Origin of the sequence: Winogradskyella sp. SM1960 (assembly GCF_020179375.1) — a bacterium.
GTDB lineage: Bacteria > Bacteroidota > Bacteroidia > Flavobacteriales > Flavobacteriaceae > Winogradskyella > Winogradskyella marina.
In genome coordinates this window covers 42,271-66,866 of the sequence record NZ_JAICBG010000002.1, presented here as the reverse complement: position 1 = coordinate 66,866, position 24,596 = coordinate 42,271, and the positions used below count along the sequence as shown (strand labels likewise).

Annotated in this window: 23 protein-coding genes; 8 read left to right on the top strand and 15 right to left on the bottom strand. The window is 32.9% G+C overall.

Going from position 1 to position 24,596, the window contains the following annotated elements; translation table 11 throughout:
* Positions 1-49 precede the first annotated feature (49 nt).
* The 3 genes from K1X16_RS06295 to K1X16_RS06285 form a co-directional block, all read right to left on the bottom strand.
* Positions 50-1,324 (bottom strand): DUF2851 family protein, encoded by a 1,275-nt coding sequence (locus tag K1X16_RS06295; RefSeq protein WP_225035460.1) that lies wholly within the window; start codon positions 1,322-1,324, stop codon positions 50-52.
* Positions 1,325-1,640: 316 nt separating this feature from the next.
* Complete coding sequence (locus K1X16_RS06290; RefSeq protein WP_225035459.1) at positions 1,641-2,621, bottom strand: PLP-dependent cysteine synthase family protein; 981 nt, start codon at positions 2,619-2,621, stop codon at positions 1,641-1,643.
* A 693-nt stretch (positions 2,622-3,314) separates the two neighbouring features.
* The gene (locus tag K1X16_RS06285) at positions 3,315-4,547 is read right to left on the bottom strand and encodes an ABC transporter permease (protein WP_225035458.1); all 1,233 of its coding nucleotides are present in this window, start codon (positions 4,545-4,547) and stop codon (positions 3,315-3,317) included.
* A 7-nt stretch (positions 4,548-4,554) separates the two neighbouring features.
* Between K1X16_RS06285 and K1X16_RS06280 the strand changes: the two genes are divergently transcribed.
* Positions 4,555-5,832: an exo-beta-N-acetylmuramidase NamZ domain-containing protein gene (locus K1X16_RS06280; RefSeq protein WP_225035457.1), complete on the top strand. Its 1,278-nt coding sequence runs from the start codon at positions 4,555-4,557 to the stop codon at positions 5,830-5,832.
* Positions 5,833-6,316: 484 nt separating this feature from the next.
* Here the strand turns inward: K1X16_RS06280 and K1X16_RS06275 are convergent, their stop codons facing one another.
* From K1X16_RS06275 to K1X16_RS06265, 3 genes are read right to left on the bottom strand one after another with little or no spacing between them, the layout of a single operon-like run.
* On the bottom strand, positions 6,317-7,159 hold the full coding sequence (locus K1X16_RS06275) for a sterol desaturase family protein (RefSeq protein ID WP_225035456.1): 843 nt from the start codon (positions 7,157-7,159) through the stop codon (positions 6,317-6,319).
* Between the two features lie 5 nt (positions 7,160-7,164).
* Positions 7,165-8,064, bottom strand: a complete 900-nt coding sequence (locus tag K1X16_RS06270; RefSeq protein WP_225035455.1) for a hypothetical protein — start codon at positions 8,062-8,064, stop codon at positions 7,165-7,167.
* 52 nt (positions 8,065-8,116) lie between these two features.
* Positions 8,117-8,611, bottom strand: a complete 495-nt coding sequence (locus K1X16_RS06265) for a YkgJ family cysteine cluster protein (RefSeq protein ID WP_195872597.1) — start codon at positions 8,609-8,611, stop codon at positions 8,117-8,119.
* A gap of 71 nt (positions 8,612-8,682) precedes the next feature.
* On the opposite strand from K1X16_RS06265, the gene K1X16_RS06260 reads away from it, so the two are divergent.
* On the top strand, positions 8,683-9,381 hold the full coding sequence (locus K1X16_RS06260; protein ID WP_225035454.1) for a class I SAM-dependent methyltransferase: 699 nt from the start codon (positions 8,683-8,685) through the stop codon (positions 9,379-9,381).
* Positions 9,382-9,694: 313 nt separating this feature from the next.
* Here the strand turns inward: K1X16_RS06260 and K1X16_RS06255 are convergent, their stop codons facing one another.
* From K1X16_RS06255 to K1X16_RS06245, 3 genes are all read right to left on the bottom strand, one after another.
* The gene (locus K1X16_RS06255; protein WP_225035453.1) at positions 9,695-11,311 is read right to left on the bottom strand and encodes an amidohydrolase; all 1,617 of its coding nucleotides are present in this window, start codon (positions 11,309-11,311) and stop codon (positions 9,695-9,697) included.
* Positions 11,312-11,519: 208 nt separating this feature from the next.
* Positions 11,520-13,244, bottom strand: coding sequence for a TonB-dependent receptor (locus K1X16_RS06250; protein WP_225035452.1), 1,725 nt, complete (start codon positions 13,242-13,244; stop codon positions 11,520-11,522).
* A gap of 61 nt (positions 13,245-13,305) precedes the next feature.
* Entirely contained in the window at positions 13,306-16,329 is a 3,024-nt protein-coding gene (locus tag K1X16_RS06245) for a tetratricopeptide repeat protein (RefSeq protein WP_225035451.1), read from the bottom strand.
* A 279-nt stretch (positions 16,330-16,608) separates the two neighbouring features.
* On the opposite strand from K1X16_RS06245, the gene trpA reads away from it, so the two are divergent.
* The 5 genes from trpA (at position 16,609) to K1X16_RS06220 (ending at position 19,343) form a co-directional block, all read left to right on the top strand.
* Positions 16,609-17,379 (top strand): tryptophan synthase subunit alpha, encoded by a 771-nt coding sequence (gene trpA / locus K1X16_RS06240; protein WP_225035450.1) that lies wholly within the window; start codon positions 16,609-16,611, stop codon positions 17,377-17,379.
* 98 nt (positions 17,380-17,477) lie between these two features.
* Positions 17,478-17,621: a hypothetical protein gene (locus K1X16_RS06235; RefSeq protein ID WP_195872603.1), complete on the top strand. Its 144-nt coding sequence runs from the start codon at positions 17,478-17,480 to the stop codon at positions 17,619-17,621.
* Between the two features lie 58 nt (positions 17,622-17,679).
* Positions 17,680-17,904 carry a hypothetical protein gene (locus K1X16_RS06230; RefSeq protein ID WP_195872604.1) on the top strand — a complete coding sequence of 75 codons (225 nt, stop codon included), beginning with the start codon at positions 17,680-17,682 and terminating at the stop codon, positions 17,902-17,904.
* The gene (locus tag K1X16_RS06225) at positions 17,894-18,352 is read left to right on the top strand and encodes a tRNA (cytidine(34)-2'-O)-methyltransferase (RefSeq protein ID WP_195872605.1); all 459 of its coding nucleotides are present in this window, start codon (positions 17,894-17,896) and stop codon (positions 18,350-18,352) included. Before K1X16_RS06230 ends, K1X16_RS06225 begins: the two co-directional genes overlap by 11 nt.
* Positions 18,353-18,452: 100 nt before the next feature.
* Positions 18,453-19,343: a YitT family protein gene (locus K1X16_RS06220; RefSeq protein WP_225035449.1), complete on the top strand. Its 891-nt coding sequence runs from the start codon at positions 18,453-18,455 to the stop codon at positions 19,341-19,343.
* A gap of 36 nt (positions 19,344-19,379) precedes the next feature.
* Here K1X16_RS06220 and K1X16_RS06215 read toward each other — a convergent pair whose 3' ends face one another.
* From K1X16_RS06215 to K1X16_RS06200, 4 genes are all read right to left on the bottom strand, one after another.
* Positions 19,380-19,607 carry a VF530 family DNA-binding protein gene (locus tag K1X16_RS06215; RefSeq protein WP_225035448.1) on the bottom strand — a complete coding sequence of 76 codons (228 nt, stop codon included), beginning with the start codon at positions 19,605-19,607 and terminating at the stop codon, positions 19,380-19,382.
* Between the two features lie 86 nt (positions 19,608-19,693).
* A complete protein-coding gene (locus K1X16_RS06210; protein WP_225035447.1) occupies positions 19,694-19,906 on the bottom strand; it encodes a DUF6500 family protein in 213 nt (70 codons plus the stop codon).
* A gap of 3 nt (positions 19,907-19,909) precedes the next feature.
* Positions 19,910-21,208, bottom strand: coding sequence for a DEAD/DEAH box helicase (locus K1X16_RS06205; protein WP_225035446.1), 1,299 nt, complete (start codon positions 21,206-21,208; stop codon positions 19,910-19,912).
* A 137-nt stretch (positions 21,209-21,345) separates the two neighbouring features.
* The gene (locus K1X16_RS06200) at positions 21,346-22,143 is read right to left on the bottom strand and encodes a tryptophan-rich sensory protein (protein ID WP_225035445.1); all 798 of its coding nucleotides are present in this window, start codon (positions 22,141-22,143) and stop codon (positions 21,346-21,348) included.
* Positions 22,144-22,309: 166 nt separating this feature from the next.
* Between K1X16_RS06200 and K1X16_RS06195 the strand changes: the two genes are divergently transcribed.
* Positions 22,310-22,876, top strand: coding sequence for a hypothetical protein (locus K1X16_RS06195; protein ID WP_195872610.1), 567 nt, complete (start codon positions 22,310-22,312; stop codon positions 22,874-22,876).
* Positions 22,877-23,193: 317 nt separating this feature from the next.
* On the opposite strand, the gene K1X16_RS06190 is transcribed toward K1X16_RS06195, so the two are convergent.
* Together K1X16_RS06190 and K1X16_RS06185 are read right to left on the bottom strand one after the other, a co-directional pair.
* Positions 23,194-23,811 carry an SIMPL domain-containing protein gene (locus K1X16_RS06190; RefSeq protein ID WP_225035444.1) on the bottom strand — a complete coding sequence of 206 codons (618 nt, stop codon included), beginning with the start codon at positions 23,809-23,811 and terminating at the stop codon, positions 23,194-23,196.
* Between the two features lie 25 nt (positions 23,812-23,836).
* The gene (locus K1X16_RS06185; protein WP_225035443.1) at positions 23,837-24,256 is read right to left on the bottom strand and encodes a hypothetical protein; all 420 of its coding nucleotides are present in this window, start codon (positions 24,254-24,256) and stop codon (positions 23,837-23,839) included.
* Positions 24,257-24,596 lie beyond the last annotated feature (340 nt).

Sequence of the window (24,596 nt, the reverse complement as noted above, 5' to 3'; positions counted from 1 at the left end):
ATTTTTAAAAGTAAAAATTTAGTTATGGATAGATCAAAGTGCAATTTACTCAATTTTTCACTATTAAGCTATTGCCAATGGCACATTGTAAGCACTTATTTTTATCGCAGTAGTGTTGTTTTAGCTGCAATAATGCTTGGGAGCTTAATGCAGTTTTCTCTATTGGTTTCAACTCTAAAAATTTAGAAACAATACTATTACTCTCTATTTTAATTTCTTTTATAAGCTGAAAAACGGAATCTTCAACAGGTTTGCCATGAGCTTTAGCATAGCTAAATTTTAAAGGAATAAGTGTATTAATGATTAGCAAGTCGATAAAAGGTTTGGTTAATATTTTTTGAGACGATTTTGAAGTTTTCGCAAAGGTATAATGCGTCTTCCAAAACGCTGTGACACCTTTATTAAAGAATTTATAAAACTCATCGCGTGTATTTAACTGCATTACTTTTGAAAACAAATTTGATTCTGACGTATATACATTTGCAAATTGCGATAAACGTATCGTTGGAAAATTTGGCGGTCGTAACCTAAAAAATTGCAATGGTAAAACGGCACGATTATCGAGATCAAATTTTTGTTTTAGAAAAGCATAACGCCGTTTGAGGTCATTAAAATAAGCATCTTCAATAGTGTTTTCTGCTAATAAACCCGATTGTCCAAAAAACAAAGCTTCGACATTTAAAACATCGTTTTGTAATTTTCTAATGATTGAAAAATCAAACGAGTTTGCTAAACTTAAAAAACGATCACCATTTACTTTAAGTCCAAAATTCTTAAGTAGCATTTTAAAGAGCACAGCTTCCCAATCGTTATTAGAATCTTTTAATAATTGATTTATTGTTTCAGATTTGTGCTCTAAACGTTCAATATATAATCGCTCTAACCAATTGTTGAGTAAAAAATCATCGACGCTATGGAAATCAGCTTCACAATTAATCCAAGATTTAGATTGCATTAACTCTTGATACGAATGAATTAAGCTGTTATCAACGTAATGTTTTAATTCTAATGTTGGAATTTCAGAATTATCTTTTCTGAAAATTTCGGTATCGTGTTCCCAAACCACGTGAAGAATGACGTTATCGTAGGCTTTATCAATTTCATGATTATGCACATACCAATCGGACGATTTTATATGAATCTCTACATTACCAGCCCAAAGTTGATTTGCAATACTTAATTGTGCGTTGAAGAAATCTGGACCAGCATTATGGTTATGTTGTCCTAAATTAGCAATGCTAATCGCTTCATCTTTTGTTGTTTTTAGTGACGATGAATCGAAGGCTTTGTGTTTCCAGATGTAATGAAGGAAGTCTTCTTGCATGTACTAAATATAGAGAATTGAGATTAAAGATTTATTAATTTTTTAAAATATTGAGGTTTTGAATAAGGTCTTAACAATAAATTCAATTAAAAAACTAACTAGACCTCAAAGGTTTTTGAATCAATAGCCTTCGGAAGAGTTTTAATTGTTACAATTAATAACTTGAGTGGTGTTTCTTTTTTAATAAATAATCTACATAATGTATATTGATATTGATATACATATTATAGTCATTAATGCAAACAAAAAATCCTGACTACTAATCAGGATTTTGCTTTTTTCAATTATTAAGATTCCTGCCTTCGCAGGAATTTAGCTATTCAATATAACCTTTCTCACGCATCCAATCGTCATTAAACATTTTACCTACATAACGACTTCCATGATCGTGAAATAACACCACAACCACATCATCTGGCTTAAAATGCTCCTTTAATTGCAAAACTCCTTTTATGGCAGAACCTGCTGAGTTTCCTAAAAACATCCCTTCTTCCTTAGCTAAGCGTTGCGTATAAACACAAGCGTCTTTATCGGTTACTTTTGTAAACCCATCGATTAAACTAAAGTCCACATTTTTAGGTAAAATATCTTCACCAATGCCTTCGGTTACATAAGGGTAAATTTCGTTTTCATCGAAGATTCCGGTTTCATGATATTTTTTAAATACCGAACCATAGGTATCCACTCCCCAAACTTTAATATTCGGGTTTTGTTCTTTTAGATATTTACCAACTCCAGAAATCGTTCCTCCTGTTCCAACACCAACAACGAAGTGTGTAATCTTACCATCGGTTTGTTCCCAAATTTCAGGACCTGTACTTTCGTAGTGCGCTTTTGTATTACTTGGATTATCATATTGATTGACATACCAAGAATTTGGTGTTTCTTCTCCTAAACGCTTTGATACTGAATAATAACTACGTGGATCTGTAGGCTCTACATCTGTTGGACATACAATAACTTCTGCTCCAACGGCGCGCATAATGTCCACCTTTTCTTTTGATTGCTTGTCTGCCATTACAAAAATACATTTGTAACCTTTTACAATAGCTGCCAAGGCTAACCCCATTCCTGTGTTTCCTGATGTCCCTTCAATAATTGTACCACCTGGTTTTAAGCGACCATCGGCTTCTGCATCTTCAATCATTTTTAAGGCCATTCGGTCTTTTACAGAGTTGCCAGGATTGAAGGTTTCGTATTTTGCGAGTACTAAACATGGTAAGTCTTCCACTAGTTTATTCATTTTCACTAATGGAGTATTTCCTATTGTACCTAATATATTTTCTACGTAATTCATAGTTTTATTTTGCGGTGCAAAGTTACGTTAAATGTTGTGTTATCAAAACACATGAAAAGTTAAATTCAGATTACTGTGAGTTATAACGCAGAGTTCCACAAAGACGACACAAAGATATGCTGCGATGCTAAGTTGGCACGGAGATTCGCGGAGAGATTGTTTTAAAATTATAGACTTATACTTAAATTGAGATGCTCGCTAAGACGCAAAGTTGGAATGCTAAAAAATGTTACGCAGATTTGCACGGAGAATGCACAGAGATTCACTGAGAGATTGTTTTAAACTACAATATGAATTTTATAAATTAAAAAAATGCTCACGAAGACGCAGAGACGCAAAGTTGGAATGCTAAATATTTTACGCGGAGGTGTGCGAAGTTGACACGGAGATTCACGGAGAGATTGTTTTAAACTACAATATGAATTCTATAAATCAAAAAAATGCTCGCGAAGACGCAGAGACGCAAAGTTGGAATGCTAAATATTTTACGCGGAGGTGTGCGAAGTTGACACGGAGATTCGCGGAGAGATTATTTTAAACTACAAACTGAATACTATTAATTTAAAAAATGCGTGAAAAATTGCAACGGCTAAAAAGCTCAAACAAGCATCGGTAAAAAACTGAACCCCTTTTTTCCCTTTAAGGAATAAAAATGATTTACCGACAATGAATAAAATAACTCAAAGGGGCTTTTTAATCAAATCGAATTGCCTTTACTGGTGAGATTTTAGAAATAATGACTGAAGGAATTAATAACATTAATAAACAAGCTATGAATGTGCCAATATTTAAGATAAAGATATAATCCCAACTAATGTAAACAGGTGCATTATTCACGTAATAGGTATCTGGATTTAACGGAAATAGCTTTAAATATTTCTGAGCAAACAACAAACCTAAACCGATAGCATTTCCCCAAAGTAAACCTAATCCTATTAAATAAGAGGCGTTGTAGAGAAACACTTTTCTAATCGTCCAATTAGAACTTCCTAGCGCTTTAAGAATGCCAATCATGCTAGTACGCTCTAAAATTAAGACCAACAATGCCGTAATCATATTGATACCAGCAACAATAATCATAATAGCAATGATTCCGTAAGTATTATTATCAAAAATCTTAATCCATTCGAAAATGGTATAGTGTTTTCTAGTAATCGAGGTGGCATTCATCAATGATGGAACGGTTTTATAAATCTCAATAGTTTTTTCTTCTATCTGAGAAAAATCATCAATAAAAACTTCAAAACTCCCTATTTGATCTGATTCCCACTTATTAATACGTTGAATGTGTCTGATGTCTGCAATACAAAATTTTTCATCAAGCTCTTGAAATCCTGAATTGTAAACTCCTACAATTTCATAATTAATAATACGTGGTCTATCATTTAATGGGTTGCCGAATAAGGTTTGAAATGTGTCTCCTATTTTAAACCCTAAGCGATTGGCTAAATAACTGGAGATTAAAATGTCTTCGTTTCTATCTTTTGTATAATCTGGAAGTCGGCCTTCAACTAAAAATTCTTTAAAATAATCCCAATTATAATCGGCTCCTACTCCTTTTACAATGACGCCTTCAAAATCAGTTTCCGTTCTAATAATCGCAAACTTCTGAGCAACACCTTGAATGTGTTTTATTCCTTGAACATCATTAAAATTTGGATAAAACTCTTGATTTATAGAAATCGGCACTTGCGACTCATCAGAGGCATTGGTATCGTAATTTGTAATTTCTACATGACCATTAAAAGCCACAACTTTATCTCTAATTTTTTGCTGCAAGCCAATTCCTGTGGCAATAGCAATAAGCATTACAATAATTCCAATAGCAATTGCCGCGATACCAATTTTAATTATTGGTGCCGAAACACTACTTTTATACGTTTTATTGCCTATTATGCGTTTAGCTATAAATAACTCAAAATTCACAATTATTATGCTTTTAAAGGTTTTCAAAAATACAGTTTTATTCTCTATAATTATTGGGATTTCCGCTGTAACATTTTCATGTAAAAATAGTGTTAGGCAAGACCCTGAAAACACAAAGCACGAGACTTTAGCTGTTAATGACACTTCTAACACACAACAGGACACAAGCGAAATAGATCAAACAATTACTGTTGCAGCTAATAGAACCTCACAATATTTACCCTTATTAAAAGGAAAGCGTGTTGCTGTAGTTGCTAACCAAACTAGTGTGGTATTTAAAGCTGAAGGTCATACCCATTTAGTAGATACCTTAGTGAGTTTGGATGTAAACTTAAAAAAAGTATTTGCACCAGAGCACGGCTTTAGAGGCACTGCAGATGCTGGCGAATTGGTAAAAGATGGCAAAGACACTAAAACAGGTTTAGCTCTTTTATCGCTTCATGGTAGAAATAAAAAACCTTCGAAAGCACAACTTGAAGATGTAGATATTATGATTTTTGATATACAAGATGTTGGTGTCCGTTTTTACACCTATATTTCTACATTACATCATGTGATGGAAGCTTGTGCGGAACAAAATATTCCACTTATCATATTAGATCGTCCTAATCCTAATGGAAATTATATTGATGGTCCTGTTTTAGAAAAACAACACAGTTCTTTTTTAGGCATGCATCCTATTCCGTTAGTACATGGAATGACGATTGGAGAATATGCAAAAATGATTAATGGAGAAGCGTGGTTAATTAACGGCATTACTTGTGATATTACTATAATTGAAATGAAAAATTACAATCATAACAGTACTTACAGTTTAGCCATAAGACCTTCTCCAAATTTACCAAACGACCAATCTATTGTGTTGTATCCAAGTTTAGGTTTGTTTGAAGGGACCAATATCAATGCTGGAAGAGGTACTGAATTTCAATTTCAGCGTTATGGAGCTCCGTTTTTAGATAAGAATCATTATTCTTTTAATTATACACCTGTAGCTAATTTTGGATCTAAACACCCAAAACATAAAAATGAAACGTGTTATGGTGTTGATTTATCTGAGGTGAACGCTGAGCGTAAATTCACTTTAAAATATGTTATCGATGCGTATAATAATGCAACCGATAAGACTAAAGTATTTAACACCAATAATTTTACTACACATGCAGGAACTGCAACATTGCAAAAACAAATTGAAGCTGGTTTAAGTGAAGCCGAAATTAAAGCAACGTGGACAGATGGGATTGAATCGTTTAAATCGACACGACGTAAATATTTAATCTATAATTAAGACGACAAAATGATGTTTTCACTCTTAAGAACAAATATTTTTTGAAGTATTTAATCTGTGAATCAAACTGTTTGTTCGACTCTTTCTGTTTTTCTAAGTTTTACAAACGACTCTTATGCCTTTAGTGTAACGCTCAATAAAAAAATGAGAAGGACAACGAGACCAATGCGTATTAAATTTTTCAAAATAGTATTAATTAAGTTTTACAAATCTATGCTAACTCAACAATATGTTATTAATCCCGACTAAACATAACGCGATTTTTAGTACAATTCAAAAGAACATCTATAAACTACATAAAAACCAGAGGAACTGTTTACTTTGTTAATGATACTGTTTTTCAACCATTTAAATGGGCTTAATCGACACACTTAAAATAATCCAATATACTTCACGTTAGTATTTCTTCTGATTGATATAATGCTTTGGATAAATAGAATTAAAGTTTCAGTATATAAGTGTCAAACGTTTAAAAGAAAGACTTCTAATGCTCACTATCTGCCGAAAGTGTTTGTTTTTCATACTTTTGGAAAGGCTGTTTAAGTAGCTCTTTAATGTTTCCGTTTTTTACTTCATCTGGAAACACATCCACTCCATAGATTAATTTTTCACGATCCATATACCTATAAGTTCCTAACAACCGATCCCAAATACTAAAGATATTACCAAAGTTAGAGTCTGTATACGGTAATCTATAATGGTGATGAATTTTGTGCATATCTGGAGACACAATGACATAACTTAAGGCTTTATCTAAACCTTTTGGCATTTTAATATTAGCATGTGTTAATTGTGTAAAAATAAGCGACATAGCCTGGTAAATCATAACCAAAGCTATTGGAGTACCAACCACAAAAACACCTAATAAGGTAAACAGAAATCGAATTAAACTTTCTATTGGGTGATGTCTATTTCCAGTCGTTGTGTCAACGCTATGATCTGTATGATGTACTATGTGCACCATCCAAAGTGGTTTTACTTTATGTTCTATGTAATGTGCTAAATACGCACCAAAAAAATCGAGTAAAAACACACCTACTAAGACATATAACCATAACGGCATTTGTGGTAACCAATTTATAATACCAAAATCATTGGCCTTCACCCAATCTGATGACCACAACAATAAAAATGCGAGTGCAAAATTTATAATAATTGTGGTTAGTGTAAAGAACAAATTTGGAATTGCATGTCTCCATTTTTTGTATTTAAATTTAAACAGAGGAATACCACCTTCTAATAACCAAAAGAAAGTAAGTCCACCAACTAAGATAAGACTTCGATGCGATGTAGGAATAGTTTCAAAATATGTAAGAATACTTTCCAATAACTTTATGAGTTTAGATTGATAAACAATTGTGCTTTCCTCAAATTTACTGAAGAAATTTTAGATTCCCATAATGCCGCATTGGTTTCATCTTTTATTGACTTGTATGCACTGTAATATAATAACGCTGCCAATGATTGATTATTCGTTTCTACGTCTTCAGCATCCATGCGTCTTAATTGTCTTAGCACTTTTTTTGGTCGTTTTTTTATTAAATATTGTTGAATTTCTAAAAGTGCCACCCGTTCTTCTAATACCTGTTGGTCTTTTGTTGGATTTGTTGCAATTAACTCAGAGGCTTCATCTAAATAAATTAACCCTAAATCGAGTACAGCAAGTCTGACCTTTTTTTTCAAATACAAAGAATAGTCGAAATACTTAGACGCTAAATAAAACGCTGCATAAAAATCACGTTCTATTTTATAACTTTTTAACTCTGGTGTAAAGTAACTCGTATTTAAACCATAATTAGTAATTATTTTTGTGATATTTTGATAATTTCCGTAGTAATCTGAGACATTTAAGATATTCCCATTAACATCCATTATTTTAATACTATCATCATTAAACTTATCAATATACTCCTGAGATCGTTTGCCGTCTATTTCTGCAAACAACTCGGCATAATTATGTTCTTTTACTATAACTGGCACAAAATATTTCCAGATTATAGGACTAAGGGTTTCACTTTCAAACATGTTTTCGAAATAAACAATTTTACCAGTATCGTCATTTGCCAGTACATCATATGGATACTTGGTACTTTCTTCCCACACCATCAACACCATTTTGTTTTGAGCTAAGGCTAATTTTTGTGCAATATCTAAATTCGTCATCCAGGCTTGTGAATGCGAAAAGTTAAAAGCTAATAAGAGAAATAGGTATGAGATGACTAATTTATTCATTGTTTGATTTTAATCAATTAAGCATCAAAAATTATTCCGAAAATCAACCTATTTATAGTTGAATTCTCTTTTTCATTTCTTCAACAATATTATATGCTGCAGGACAAATAGCTACATTCTTAAGCGTTAAATTAGAGATTTGCTGAAACTTCTTTCTATCTGTATGTGGAAATTCGCTACATGCCTTTGGGCGTACATCATAAATAGAACAGTAATTATCGGCACCTAAAAATGTACAAGGTACGGATTGCAATACATAATCGTTTTCCTCATCTAAGCGCAAATAGGTTTCTATGAATTGCTGCTCTTTCATTCTAAAAAATTTTGCAATGCGATTGATATCTTTTGGTGTAAACAAAGGTCCTGTTGTTTTACAGCAATTGGCACATTCTAAACAATCTGTGCGTTCAAACTCATCTTCATGCAATTCTTGCATTAGATAATCTAACTGTTTTGGTGGTTTCTTTTTTAACTTCTTAAAAAAGGTTTTATTCTCCTTATGCTTATCTTTGGCGAGCTTTGGAAGATTATTAATTTGGTCTTGCATAACACAAATTTAATTAAAGTTCTCGATACAATTTCGATAAAAATCGAAATCAATCGAACTGACAACTGACTATGAAAAAAGATCTCTTTGGAAAAGCACTATTAGATTATCAGAATGGCAATTATTCTGAAGATATTATCACCTCGACCAATATTTCGGATGAAGATGCCTTACCGCTTCCCTATTTATTTAGAGCTTTTTCTGAAATGCCTAAGCTAGAACAAAAAGCATTAAAATTAGCCAAAGGATCTGTTTTAGATGTTGGTTGCGGATCTGGAAGTCACTCCTTATGGTTACAAAATAAAGCTCTGAAGGTGAAAGCCATAGACAGCTCTGAAGGTGCTGTAGAAGTTGCCAAAATGCGAGGTGTTTTAAATGTTGAATTGAAACCACTTTTAGAAGAAACAGAAACTTTTGACACCATTTTATTGTTAATGAATGGCACAGGGATTTTTCAAGAATTAAAAGACGTTGCAAACTATTTGAAACATCTGAAGCTGCTTTTAAATCCTGAAGGACAAATACTCATTGATTCTTCCGATATTTCTTATATGTATGAAGATGACGATGGTGGTATGTGGTTAGACCTCAACCAAGGTTACCCTGGTGAGTTAGATTATTTTCTATCCTATAAAGGTGAAAAAGAAACACCAATGAAATGGTTATATCTCGATTTTGAAACGTTGAAAACGGCGTGTTTAACGGTTGGGTTAAAATGCGAAAAGGTTATGGATGGTGAGCATTTTGATTATTTGGCGCGGCTATATTAGGTGGTTACACTGAGTTTCTCGGAGATTCGCAGAGATTCACGGAGTGTTTATTTGTCCATATATGAACAATTTATGACAGTTAAATATAAGTTCTCGGTGTATCTCTGTGTTTTTTTACTCTGTGAATCTTTGTGGAAAAACAAATAAGATAATTCATAATAATCGTATTCCAACTAACACTTTTACTGTTATTAAATAGAAAAAACAAATTTCGCGCAAAGACGCTAAGTCGCAAAGACTGAAACGCAAAAAAAGAACTCATAATTTTAATCAAAACATTGCGGCTCTGCGACTTTGCGAGCTTCAAACGTTACTACTGCACCTCACCACCAACAACAGTTTTCAACACTTTAATATGAGGAATTTGCCTAGCATCGACCGTCATGATGTCTTTATCTAAAATGATAAAATCGGCAAATTTTCCAACTTCAATACTTCCTTTTTCGTTTTCTTCAAAATTAGAATAAGCAGCCCAAATGGTCATTCCTTTTAAAGCGTCTTCTCTACTTAATGCATTTTCCATTTGAAAACCACCTTCTGGATAGTGTTCCAAATCTTGTCTTGCCACAGCTGCGTAAAATGTTAAAAACGGACTCACCTGTTCCACCGGAAAATCAGTTCCTAAAGCGACTTTTCCATAAGCATCTAATAATTGTTTGTAAGCATAAGCTCCTTTAATACGTTCTTCTCCTACTCTATCTTCTGCCCAATACATATCGCTAGTGGCATGTGTTGGCTGAATGGATGGCATTATATTTTTGTACAACTCAAAATCTTCATCAGATACGATTTGGGCATGTTCTACTCGCCAACGTCTATCGTCTTTTCCATTAAGTACTTTGTTATAGGTTTCTAAAACCGCTCTATTAGCAGAATCACCAATGGCATGTGTATTCATTTGAAATTCTGAATTTGCAATGCGTTCTGCCGATGCTTTCATGGTTTCTAAATCCGTTACCAGTAAACCCAAATGACCTGGTTTATCACTATATGGTTCTTTAAGCATTGCTCCTCTTGAGCCTAAAGCTCCATCGGCATAAAACTTAAATGAACGCACATTTAAACGATCGGTTTTTGTAATTCCTTTATCTAAGAAATAATCTAAATTCTCGTTTGTATGCGACACCATAGCATAAATGCGCATTTTTAGTTCACCAGATTTTTGAAGGCTATCTATAATTTCTATAGCATCTTTACCCAATCCTGCATCATCAACAGTTGTTAAACCCAAATCGAAACACAATTTTTGAGCTTCCAATAGCGCATTTGTTATATCGGACCGCGTCGGTTCTGGCCAATAATTCATTACTAAACTTTCTGCATTATCAATTAAAATTCCGGTGAGTTGTCCATCTTCGACCATAACTTCACCTCCTTCAATTTTACTGTTCACTGTTACATTTCCTAAATCTAAAGCCGCCTGATTGGCTAATATAGCATGACCATCAATACGTGTTAAAGCCACTGGAGTATTAGGATATAGTTTATCTAATAGCTTTTTATTTGGGAATTGTTTGTCTTCCCAATCGTTTTGATCCCATCCTCTACCTAAAATAAAATCATTATTGTGCTTATTTTGAAAATTCAAAACACGTTTCATCATTTCCTCAAAACTTTTAGCTCCAACTAAATTGGCAACTTGCTGATTAAAACCTAAACCTAAAAAGTGACAATGTGCATCTATAAATCCTGGAACAATTGTTTTTCCATCAGCGTTGAGTGTATCCACAGTTTGATACTTATTAGCTATTTCAGATGTAGTACCAACGGCAATAATTTTCCCGTCTTTTACAGCAAATGCTTCTGCTTTACTAAAAGCATCATCTACTGTGTAAATATTGGCGTTAGTGACGATTAAGTCGGCTTGTTCCTTTTCTTTTTCACAAGAAAACGTTGTTATTAAAATTAGGATAAAAAGAAGTTTTTTCATTTTTGACATACTGTTTTTGTTAGGTCTTGGATGCTTCGACTATGCTCAGAACATACAATTTTAGCCTGATAAGTGATTGTAAAAATAAGAAAAGCGCTCCGAATTGGAACGCTTTTGAATTATAACAATCTGTGATTTCAATATTACAGTTAATTTCATTGCTCTCTCAATGACGAATTACATCATGAGATTCCCACTTTCGTAGGAACTAGAAATCAAACTGATACGTTGCTCCGGCTAAAAGTTGAAGCCCTTGTACAGGGAAGTTTAACCAACGGTCATAATCTTGATTAGCGATATTGTTAGCTTTACCAAAGACTGAAAATTGATCGTTTATCTTATAACCAACATGCGCATTAAGATCAAAGTAACTATCTAATGACATTGTTGTTACTATAGTATTTAATGGATTAAGTTCATCAACAAAAATTTCCTGATCCTTACGCTCGCCAACAAAGAACAAGCTTGACCCAGCAAACCATTGTTCAGAAATTTGATAATCTACGAAAAGAGATGCTGTAAGATCTGGTAAGTTCCATGCTTCAGCTTGGTTATCTGTATTATACGCAAAAAACTCTCCTTTTAGTCCCATAGTAAAATTTCTATTCAAGTCTACATTTAATTCACCTGCTACCGAAAACGTAGTTACATCATCATAAGTAATGTTGAATGAATTTCCATATTGATATACCGATAATGGAGCATTTGAAGCCGGATTTGATTTGTACAACGCCTTATTCTGTTCAGAAGCATAATTCGCTTTTAAATTATAACCCATACTATTTGTCAGTTTTCCTTTTACACCAACAAAGGTTTTGTATTGCTGATCGGTTGGAGTAATAAATAAGGTAGGAGATACAAACGGATTTTCATTGGCAAAATCATAATAAGAATTCTGAATTAAATCGCCTTTAAGTCCACCATAAGCAATTAATAATTCATCGACTATACGGTAAGACGCTTCAATATTTGGGTAGATAAAAAACTTACTTTCACTAAACTCTGTATCATTTAGATAAACCAATTTAACTCCTAAATCCAACGTTAAATCATCTCGTGTCATTTGAAAAGAAGGAGCAAAACCCAAAGTTACATTCCCGTAGTTAATTTCGGCAGTAGTATCCAAATCTCCTTCAAAATAACCACTGATATAATCTACTGATAGCTCTGCGTTAATAATTTCAGCTTGTACAGGAAAATCGAAACTAGTTTTAGCAATTAATCTATTTTCTGCAGAATCATGATTATCTCCAAAACGTCTAAATCTAAGACTTGCGTCTTTAACTATAGCATCTTCAAAATCTATCTTACCACCAACATACAAATCATTATAGGTCTGGCCAGCATCAACCCCATCCAAATCGCTTTCTAAATAATAATCTTGAGAAACACCATACCAATTATAGGTTTGTAAATTAAACCCACCATCGACTTGCCAGGTAAAATCTCTATCACTTTTTTTATAGTAAGCATTTAGTTTTGTTTTAGAAAAATCGTCATCTAAAAGTACATTATCAATTCCTCCTTGTGAAGAATGGTGACTAAAATAACCACCGACATTTTCATCTCTACTTAACTCATGGTTAAGATACACTTCGCCCAAAATGGTTGTGTATGACCCAAAACCTAATGAAGCATAATTGTCATATAATTTCACCGCTTTAGCTCTATCTACTGTCGCTGCTTTTCCTTTCGCAGGTGTAAATGTTGACGCTACAGGAATGGAGAAAATATTATACTTAATTTCCTTTTTCTTTACCGCATTAGAATCACTCAATTTAGGGTTATCCTTAATCTTAAAGGCATCCGAAATTGTTGGTGTATATGGTTTTACAACGTTGACCGTTTGGTCTGCAATGGTGTCTTTTTCTTGAGCATAACTGAATGTTAAACTCAACGTGAAGATTGATAAGATGATATATTTAGTTTTCATGTGTATTTGTTTGATTGCAAATATTTTTACGATTCATAAGATCCCTTTTTTCAAAGGGATTCTAGTTATCGTCTGTTTCGATTGATGAATTTGTCTTAGCTTCTTCTGCTTTTATTTTGTTTAATTCCTCTGTTGCTTCGTTCACAACCTCTGTAAATTCCGGAAAATTACTAATTACACTTTCTAAAATATAAGTGGCTTGAAACGCATCTTCTAAAGCATAAAAATTCTTAGCCATAACCACCAAGCCTTTTGCGCTAAACAGTTTATAACTTCCGTAATCTTTAGCTAATTTTTGAATGGTTGTATTTGATGCTTCGTATTCTCCTGCTTTATTTTTAAAATAACCGTTGTAAAATAAAGCTTCGGCAGCAACACTTCCTGTGGCTAGTTGTTCAACTTCAGCGTAAGCTGTTTTTGCTTTTGTTTCATTTCCTGTTTTAATGGCTGAACGTGCTATAATTAATTTAGCATCACTCTTTACTTTGTTATCTAATTTTGGATGGCTCAATACTTTTTCAGCATAGTTTTCTGCTTTTACGTAGTCTTCTGTTTGGTAATAAGCATTCATTAAATTAGACTGTGCATAAATGACGTTCTGCGGATAATCGGCTTCTACCTCTAGTCCTTGCAAGACAAGAATTGCGTTTTCCCAATCTGATTTACTTAAATAAATCTCACACAACTTTACTGTGGCTTGTTCTGAGTATTCCGATTTTGGTGCCTCAACGACAGTTTTGTAATGTGGTTGTGCATTATCGAACAAATTCTTTTTGTAATACAATTGTGCCAAATAGAAATGCGCTTTTAAACTGCTAATACCGTTTGGAAACTGTGATAAATATTTATTAAACTGACGAATTGCTTTATCTGTTTCATTATCTAAATATGGTTTTTCTGCCGCTAAATAGGTGGTGTTATCTAGCTCAACATCAGAAACCTCAACATAATCTAAAGTTCTAACCCAAGATGCGTACTCATCAACTTGACCTAAATCGATATAAATTAATCGAACCGTTGAAACCGCTTGAACTGCTTCACCAGAACCTGGAAAATCCGTTGCTACTTTTTTGAATTTAGTGAGCGCTCGCGAATTATCATTACTATTATAATACACTAATCCTTGTCGTAATAATGCTTTTGATGTAAACGCACTTGTTTTGTATTCCGTATTTAAACGATCATACATCTGCATGGCTTTATCGGTATCGTTAGATTTCACATATGAATTTGCCAACTCATACATGGCATCATCTCGTAATGCCGATTTTGGATACGTATTTATAAACGATTTCAATTCCGTTATCTTATCGGAACTCTTCCCTAAATACCCTTGACTCATTGCTATTTGAAAAGCTGCATAATCTGATTCTATTTCATTAATCTGATTCGCTTTTTTGTAAGCATTAATAGCATCACTATAATTACTAGACACAAAATAACCATCAGCCAATCTTAAATAGGCATCATTCTGTCGCAACCTATCATTCGATTTATTGTTGATGAATTTTTCAAAATAACTTGAAGCGTTTGTGTAATCTTTTAACTTAAAATAGGTGTAAGCCAAGTTGTAATTTAGATTTTCGTTTTCTGGTAAACTCGCCGATTCACTAAAACCATCAAATTGTTTAAAGCCTATTAAAGCATCGTTATAATTGGTTAAATTATATTCGGTTTCAGCTTTCCAAAACGTAGCTTTTGCCACAAAAACAGGGTCAATGGATTCTTTTAACGATCCATTAAAAAGCGCTAAGGCTTCGTTGTATTTATTTTCGTTATACAATTCTACAGCTCTAAAAAAAGCAACTTTTTGATATGCGGCTTTGTTCTCAAAACTGTTTTTGCCATTTAAAAGTTCTAAGGCTTCTTTATAATTCTTTGATGATATGTAAGAATCAATTAATAACGTTTCTACTTCTTCTTTATAATTTGTATTTGGATATTGATTTAAATAACCCGTTAAAACTTGAGGAACGGACTGATAAGGATTCCCAATATCATAACTAATTTTAGCATAGTTTAACCACGCATCTTCTTGAATTTTTAAATCGTAATCCATTTGCGAAGCATTTCTAAACGCATTTAAAGCTTCTTGTTTTTTATCTAAGTTGATATAACTCTCACCCAAATGGTAATACGCATTTTGAGCCACAGGATTATTTCCTCCAATAATTTTATTGAATTCTGAAATGGCACTTTCAAAATCATTTTGCTTGTAATAGGCGTAGCCTAATTGGTAATAATCTGTATTGTTCCACTTTCGTTTTTTACCTTGGTATGCTTTTAAATATGGAATAGCTTCAGCGTATTTTTCAAGATTAAAATAACTTTCACCAATAATTTTTGACAATTCAGATTCTTCAATACCTCTCACTTTAGGCAATTGCTCTTCTGCAAGCTCAATAGCTTTTTCAAACTTTCCTAATTTAAAATTTAAATCAGCTTGATAATACGACAACTTCTCTTTATATTTTTCGTTATCGCTCACTTGATCAAAATATTCATTTGCCGTATCATAATCATCCCCTTGATACGCCATAAAACCAATATAATATTTGGCTTGTGAACCGTATTCTTTTGAATTTACAACACGGTTTAAATACTTGGTTGCCTGCTTTTCATCTTTGGTAGAATACAAGGAATACCCATAATTAAAATTGAAACGCTCCTTTTCTGCATGAGCCATATTACGTTCATCAACTCTATCGTACCACTTACGTGCATAAGCGTATTTTCCGTTGTTAAAATAATAATCAGCTACATCTAAAAATGCGGTATTTTTTTTAGTACTTGTTGGATATTCTTCCACAAATTCAGTAATAAGATGATCTGCATTATTCTGATTTAAACGTACTGCACAGTTAGCAATATAATAAGCACAGTCGGATTCTATAGTGGCATCATTTGTATTCAACTTTACATCGTCGAATAAAGATTGTGCTGCTTTAAACTGTTTGTTATTATATAATGTTAATGCCTTTTGGTAATCCTGTAAGTCATTTGTATAGATGGCAGATTTTTGCGCCATACCAAATGAAGAAATTACAAGAAAAACGATGATTAACGGTCTTTTAAAGAACATCATTTATTAAGAGTTTTATTGATGATTTTATGTTGTGGCAAATATAATTCAATACCAAATCTATAACGGTAGAATTTGCTTATAATTATACACGGAGTTATTAAAAATAGTTGGTATTGGTCAGTACAGAAGGATTAATAGCATGAACTAACACCAAAGCGATTGGATTATTTAGATATTTTGTTGTTGCCTAACCCAAATATATCTCAGTTTTTCTGTAAATTGGCAGCTTATTTAGCATCTATAATCCTGATTAAATTTCAGGTTAATACCATATAAATTTTGAACAGAATACATCAAAAATTAAACGAAGACCACAAACTGTTATCTATATATTTCACAGCAGGTTATCCAAATATAAACGATACAGTTTCTATTATTGAAAACCTTGAAAAAAGTGGTGTAGACATGTTAGAAATAGGATTACCTTTTAGTGATCCGTTAGCAGATGGCCCAACTATACAGGCAAGTTCTACACAAGCTTTAGACAATGGAATGACTAGCGAGTTATTATTTGAACAACTCAAAGATATTCGGAAAACAGTTTCTATACCATTAATAATTATGGGGTATTTTAATCCGATGTTGCAATATGGAGTTGAAGCGTTTTGTAAAAAATGTCAAGACGTTGGTATTGATGGACTTATAATTCCTGATTTACCTGTAGATATTTATCATTCGGAATACAAATCGACTTTTGAAAAATATGGTTTAATCAATGTTTTATTAATTACTCCACAAACCTCTGAAGAGCGTATTCGTTATATTGATTCGGTTTCAGATGGCTTTATTTATATGGTGAGTTCTGCAAATGTAACAGGAGGTAGTTCTGGTTTTGGCGACGAACAAACGGCCTATTTTAAGCGTATTGCCGATTTAAAATTAGATAATCCTCAAATTGTAGGTTTTGGTATTTCAAATAATGAAACCTTTACACAAGCTACACAATATGCAAAAGGGGCTATTATTGGAAGTGCTTTTATTAAACATGTCACTAAGAATGGTATTAATGACATCAACTCGTTTATCACTTCCATTACGCCGACTTCTTAAGTAGTTTTAACATTTACCACAGGGATTTTATGAAAGCCTTGTGAAGAAAAGACCTCTTATTTTTTTATATTAAAGTGAACCAAAAAAAAAGAGAGATTATGGGAATTACAAAAGATAAAAAGAAATTTAAAATATCGAAAACTCAAACCACTCCAACAAATCCTTCGGGAAATGTTAATCAGAAAACAAATGCGTTTGATATTGACGAGAAAACAATAAAGAAACAACAATCTAAAAAGTAGTATTAATACTTAAAATTAAAAAGTCTATTCATATCTTTGAATAGACTTTTTTTATACCATGAAATTACTTAACGACTGGAAATTAATACTCTTACTCTGCTTAACTTTAGGATTGGCTCCATTTTTTCCTGAGCCACATATTTGGGGTAAAATACAGTGGATTGCCGGTGGAGCAAATGGCATGGGATTTAAAGATTGGTTTGATGTGGTGTTTCATGGATTCCCATTTCTGTTGCTACTACGATTAATTATTATTAAAACAACACGTAAAAATGCCGCTTAATATTGTCCTTATTGAACCCGAAATTCCGAATAACACTGGAAACATTGGTCGGTTAGCATTAGCTTCTGGTTCTGTTTTACATTTAGTTAAACCCTTTGGATTTGAAATAGATGACAAACGCCTAAAACGTGCAGGTCTCGATTACTGGCAACATTTAGAAGTTATTTATTATGATAACATCGATGACTTTTTCTTAAAAAATAGAGATGCTAAAATGGTGTTTTTGTCTAGTCATGGCACAAAATCGCATTGGGACATCAACTTTACCGATGATCTATTTTTAGTTTTTGGCAAAGAATCCGTCGGATTACCAAAACCATTAATTGAGCAACACAAATCACAACTTTTTAAAATTCCGCTTTATAGCGAATCTATTAGAAGCATAAATTTAGCCAATGCTGTAGGTATTATAGTCTATGAAGGTCTTAGGCAAATAAAAGGCAATTGAAAGGCTACATTTAGGTTTGAAAATAAACTTCAAATAATTATTATAAATTAATCGCGTTTTAAATGGTTTTTGTAACTTTTCCAGAACAAAAACTAAACATTTGAGACACTCAAAAACGTATAATTTTTTTTCAGAATTTAGTCAAATCACATTTGGCATCGTATTAGCCAGTATTGGTTTAAAAGCTTTTTTATTACCAAATGGTTTTTTAGATGGAGGCGTTACAGGAATGGCGCTACTCGTTAACAATCTTTTTGGAATAAACATTTCATTATCACTAATTATATTCAGTTTACCATTTTTAGTTCTTGGGTATTATACCGTATCTAAGCGTATTGTTATTAAATCTATCCTTAGTATTCTCGGTTTTGCTTCCTTAATTCATTTTGGGGATTATGGCACCATAACCGACGACAACCTGCTCATTTCTATATTTGGTGGTTTGTGTTTAGGAGCAGGAATTGGTATTGCGATTAGAAATGGATCGGTTTTAGATGGTTCTGAAATTTTAGGTATTTATCTCAATGATAAATTTGGATTGAGCATCGGAAAAGTTATTCTAATGTTTAATATTATATTGTTTAGTATCACAGCAATGGTAGTTTCCTTAGAAATTGCCCTCTACTCCATTCTTACATATATTGTTACAGCTAAAGTCACCGATTTAACTATTGAAGGTTTTGAAGATTTTATAGGTGTCACCATAGTTTCTAATGATTATGCAAAAATTAAAAATGCTATTATGATGGAATTGGGTGTTGGTTTAACCACGTACAAAGGTTCTAAAGGCTTTGGAAGTACTGGTGCACAACAAGATTTTGATATTATTCACACCATAATTAATCGTATTGACATTAAAAAAATGCATCGCATTATAGAAGACATTGACGAAAATGCTTTTATAGTAGAATTTGATGTGAACAATGTGAAAGGCGGAGTTTTACGGCATTATTTAGATAAGAAAAAAGGTAAAACTTTGGGTAGAATTTAATCGAGAGTTCAAATTCACCTGTTTGTTTAGCTCAAACTAATTCTTATTCTTTTTTAGATAATCTAGATACATATGCTCTACCTTAGTTCTAGCCCATGGTGTACGTCTTAAAAACTTTAAGCTAGATTTTACAGAAGGATCGTGCGTAAAACAGCGAATGTTGATTTGATACCCCATATATTCCCATCCATAGTGCGCTTGTAATTCAGTTATAATCTGTTCTAACTTTACTCCGTGAAGTGGGTTATTGGGTTGTGATGACATAATTCTGAAATTCCTATGAAAGCAAGAATATAATACTATTTATTTTTATAATGGATTCCTGCCAACGCAGGAATGACAACAGACTACTAATGTTGAACTAATTCCTTAATCTTAATAGCCTTTTCAAAATGATCTAATTGATGGGTTTTAATCCACCAAGTTGCAGCTTCCATTAATAACTCCGGATTATCATTTTTGTTTTTAAAAAACGCATAAAATGAGATGCCAACATTGGTTCCTTTTTGAGCGATCTTTTTATCGCAAACCTCAATTATTTTATGTTTTAAAGCTGTAGTCATTATCTAACGTCTATTATCATTATTTCGATTTCGATTTCTACTTTTATTTCTACTTTTATTTCGGTCTGAATTTGAGTTTTTAGACTTTCCAGAGTTTCTGCTATTAGAACTTCTGCCACGACCTTTGTTTCTATTCTGTCCAGGTTTTATGGGTTCTGTTGATGCATTTGGATCTGGCTCAAAACCTTCAACAATTTCCATTTCAATTTTTTCACCAATTAACTTTTCTATACCTCTTAAATAGGCCGTTTCGTCTGCACTAACCAAAGATATCGCTTGCCCTTCGGCTCCTGCTCTACCTGTTCTACCAATTCTATGAACGTAATCTTCAGATATGTTCGGCAATTCAAAATTAACAACGTGTGGTAATAACGGAATATCTAAACCTCTAGCTGCAATATCTGTAGCTACTAAAACTCTAACAGTACCGTTTTTAAATCCGGCTAATGCTTTTGTTCGTGCTCCTTGACTTTTATTACCATGTATAGCTGCAGCTGTAATACCTGCGCTAATCATTTTTTTACAAAGCTTGTTGGCTCCATGTTTCGTTCTTGTAAAGACTAGAACCTGCTGCCATTCACCTTCAGAAATTAACTTTATTATTAATCCTGTTTTTTTTCCTTTTGCAACTCTATACACCTTTTGTTCAATAACCTCAACAGCCGTATTTTCTGGTGTGGCTTCAACTTGAGTTGGATTATTAAGAATTGAATACGCCAATTTCTTAATGTCTTTAGAGAATGTTGCTGAAAACATAAGATTCTGTCGCTTATTTGGCATTAGTTTCATCACACGTTCAATATCGCGTAAAAACCCCATATCTAGCATACGATCTGCTTCATCTAAAACAAATATTTCAACATGTTTTAAGGATAATACACCTTGATTTTCTAAATCGATTAGACGCCCTGGAGTGGCCACTAAAACATCGACTCCTTGACTTAATTTATTAACCTGTGGTTTTTGATTGACTCCACCAAAAATTACAGTACTTCTTATATTTAAGAACTCACTATACTCTTTTACATTCGCAAAAACTTGCGCTGCTAACTCACGTGTTGGAGTTAAGATTAAGGCTCTAATTGGTCTGTGCCTTTGTGCTGTATTATTAGACAACAGGTGTAGCAATGGCAATGTAAAGCCTGCTGTTTTACCTGTTCCTGTTTGTGCTGATGCTAACACATCTTTTCCTTCTAAAACTGGAGGAATGGCTTTGGCTTGAATTGGTGATGGAGTTTCGTATCCTTTTTTTTGGATAGCTTTTAGTAAAGGCTCAGATAAGCCCAATGATTTAAATGACATATATAAAGTTTATGAAGCAAACTCTATAATTGACTATTCCTTATTTGAAATCGTATTTAGGTCACTCCTTTAATTTGCCGCGAAGTTACAGCTATTTTAAGCCTGACTCTAAAAAAATGCCTATTATATTCTAAACCTTATGAATTCTTCTGTTCTTGAAGCTTAACAAATGGATTCGTATCACGGTTTTTAAAAGCATGTATAGAACTACTAATTATTAATATCGCCGCACCTATAAAGGCGATATACATTATAGTGTCGTTAGTTAATTTATTAGCATTTCCTATACCAATTAAAGCCCAAGCCCCTACAAGGGCAAACTCTCTCATATTACGTTTCCAGGTCATCACTACATTAATAACCACTGCAATTATTATTAGTATTATTGCCCATGTTACATTAGACAAGCCAAAACCATCCCAACCCATTTTCACTAAATACGTCGATACATTAGCAATACTCGCCACAGTTACCCAACCCGAATATATTACAAAATGCCACCAAACAAAAGCAATAATGGGTAATGGCTCATCGTCTAATTCCATTCTGTTGTTGACTACAATCTTTAATAATGAAAACAGCAATAAGAAAATAAAAATACAAGACACGCCTGTATATTCATAAATCCATGCAAATACCCAAAGTGAATTAAATAAACAAGACAGCATAAACCACCAACCCGTTTTTAAAACAAAATCATCATTTTTAACTTTTACAAACAGACTTCTACCTTGATAAATTACGAAGCCTAATAGCATAACGTAAATGAGTCCCCAAATCGCAAACGTGTACCCTGCAGGTGTAAACAACGATCTATAACTATTAGACACCTCACCAATTGTTGTGTTATTTAAAAGGCCAGTATTAGAAAGGTAATTAATAACTATAGTAAAAATTAATGCTATAGTATTGCCAACTTGTAGTGTTTTTTTCATGATTACATTTTTCGTCAATTTAAAATTTAAGATGCATTAGATTAACTGATCTTCTTTATTCTTTAACCTGAATGCAAAAAAGATACTGTTTTTTTTAAATATTATTTAACTTCAATAATTAAAGTATCTTAGCCCTTAGAAAAAACACTCATTTAGAACATTAATTATGAAGACATTACTCTATGTATTACTTATATTACCTGTAACACTCATAGCTCAAGAACAAACCAATTCAGAACACTTTTGGGAACAGCTAGAAGCACATTGTGGCAATGCCTACGAAGGTGAGATTATAGAAGGAGGAAAAGAAGGAGACGGATTTGTGGGTGAAAAATTGGTGATGCATGTACGATCCTGTGAAACGAACACCCTTAGAATTCCGTTTTTTGTTGGCGAAAACAAATCTCGTACTTGGGTTTTAAAAATGAATGATGATAAAATAATTAGTCTTAAACACGATCATAGACATGAAGACGGATCGGAAGAAGATTTAACCCAATATGGAGGCATAAGTTCTAATCATGGTTTAGCAAACCTTCAAATGTTTCCTGCAGATGAGCATACTTCAGAAATATTACCTCCTGCGTCTACTAATATTTGGTGGTTTACAATAGATGAAACGAGCTTAACATATAATCTTCGTCGTCTTGGAACTGATCGTTTATTTACCGTGCGTTTCGATTTAACTAAACCTATTGAAACACCTAGTGCCCCGTGGGGAACTGAGGACTAAAAGGAAAATACTCATAGAAAAGAAAGACTCCTCATAAAACGTAAAAACACAATGTCGTTCTAAAATATTAGATACCAAACTCTAAGTCTCAATATTTACGACTTAAAAAAAGCACCTCTTTACTTACACAAAGAGGTGCTTAGTTTTAAAAAATATCACTGTTCTGTTTATAGTCCTTCTAATAGTTTTAGGGTCCAGTTTCTTCTCAACTGAACTTTCAAACATTTTGAATTTTTGAGCTTCTTCATTAAAAACACAACAGAAAAGCGAATACTGATAATATTACTAATTGATTATTTAAAGGTTTTCGTTTTTACTTACTTTAATTCAAAGGTCACTGTTACAATATGAGTTTGCGATGTTGAAGTCCCATAACTTTGCATATACTGTTCACTTGTATTTTGATCTACTATCGTTACAATTTCACCAATAGTTTTATCTATTTTTTTAGCTAAAGCTTCCGCTTTTTCCTCAGCATTATCTATGGCTTTTTTTGAAAGATCCACTAACTGTTCTTTAGATAATATATGAGCATCTATATCCGTGTTTGCAATAGACATTCCTGCAGATTTTAGTCGTGTTATTTTCCTAACCTCTTCTTTATTTGAAGTTTTTATATAATAGTATTCCGACGCTCTATTTGACGAATACGACGTCATAAACTCATAGTATGCATTTCTTTTAAACCTGCTAAAATCTATACCGATTGCTTTTAATTGTTTAATGTAATTTTGCTTGGCTTCAGCCAAAGACGCAACCTCAACTTCTGTTTGACCTTCGTACACGAATATGGGTTGTAAGCTTATTAAAATTGTATAACTACTATTTCCTAAAGCGGCCTGCGTTTCCCCAACTACTGTAATGGTATTCCTGTGTTCTTGGGCAATTAACGGCACTGAAAATACCAATGCCATTAAAAAAATAATTTTTTTCATAATAATCTGATTTTATCGTTTTTGTTTAAAAGAATAAGATTGAAGCAACAATCATCCAACCACCTACAAATAAGCCTACAACACCAAGCTTACCTTGTTTTGGTGCTAACTTCTCTCTAAGCACAATCGCTTTTTCCTTAGCGGCTGCATTTTTAGACAAAAAGAATTTGTTAATTAGGCTGAATCCTAACATGAATCCTAAAACAGCTTCGACAATACTTCCTGCTAATAAAGTTATCCACCAAATTGGGAATGTTGTCAACCAACCTAAGTTTAATATTGAAAAGATAATTCCCCAAACACCATAAAAGCAAAAAATGATTCCGATCCAACCTTGGTATGGTTCTATTTTTTCTAAGAGTTCTTTTGCATTAGGTTTTTTTGATAATAATAAAGATGGTACTGCAATGATGCTTAATAAGATTAATGTAATTCCGAAAGTCATAATGTGTTTTTTGATGGTTAATTTATATTTGTTATTTAATAATTGAAACACCTTTCCTTTTTTTTGGTGCCTCTCATATTCTAATACAAATTTAGACCGGTAAGCTTAGCTGTATAACCCCTTTTATAGTAAAAACGAATACCCTGATAACAGGGTGATTACTACTAAAACTATTATTATCAATATCCTACATCTGCACTATGAGACTATTATTTATCAATAACACGATCTTTATATTAAGAAGACTAAAACAGATGCCATGTTTTAAAGTAGAAATGAATTTGCTTTGGGTTTAGCACAACACATGAGAACAAAAAAGGACTCTATAAAAATAGAGCCC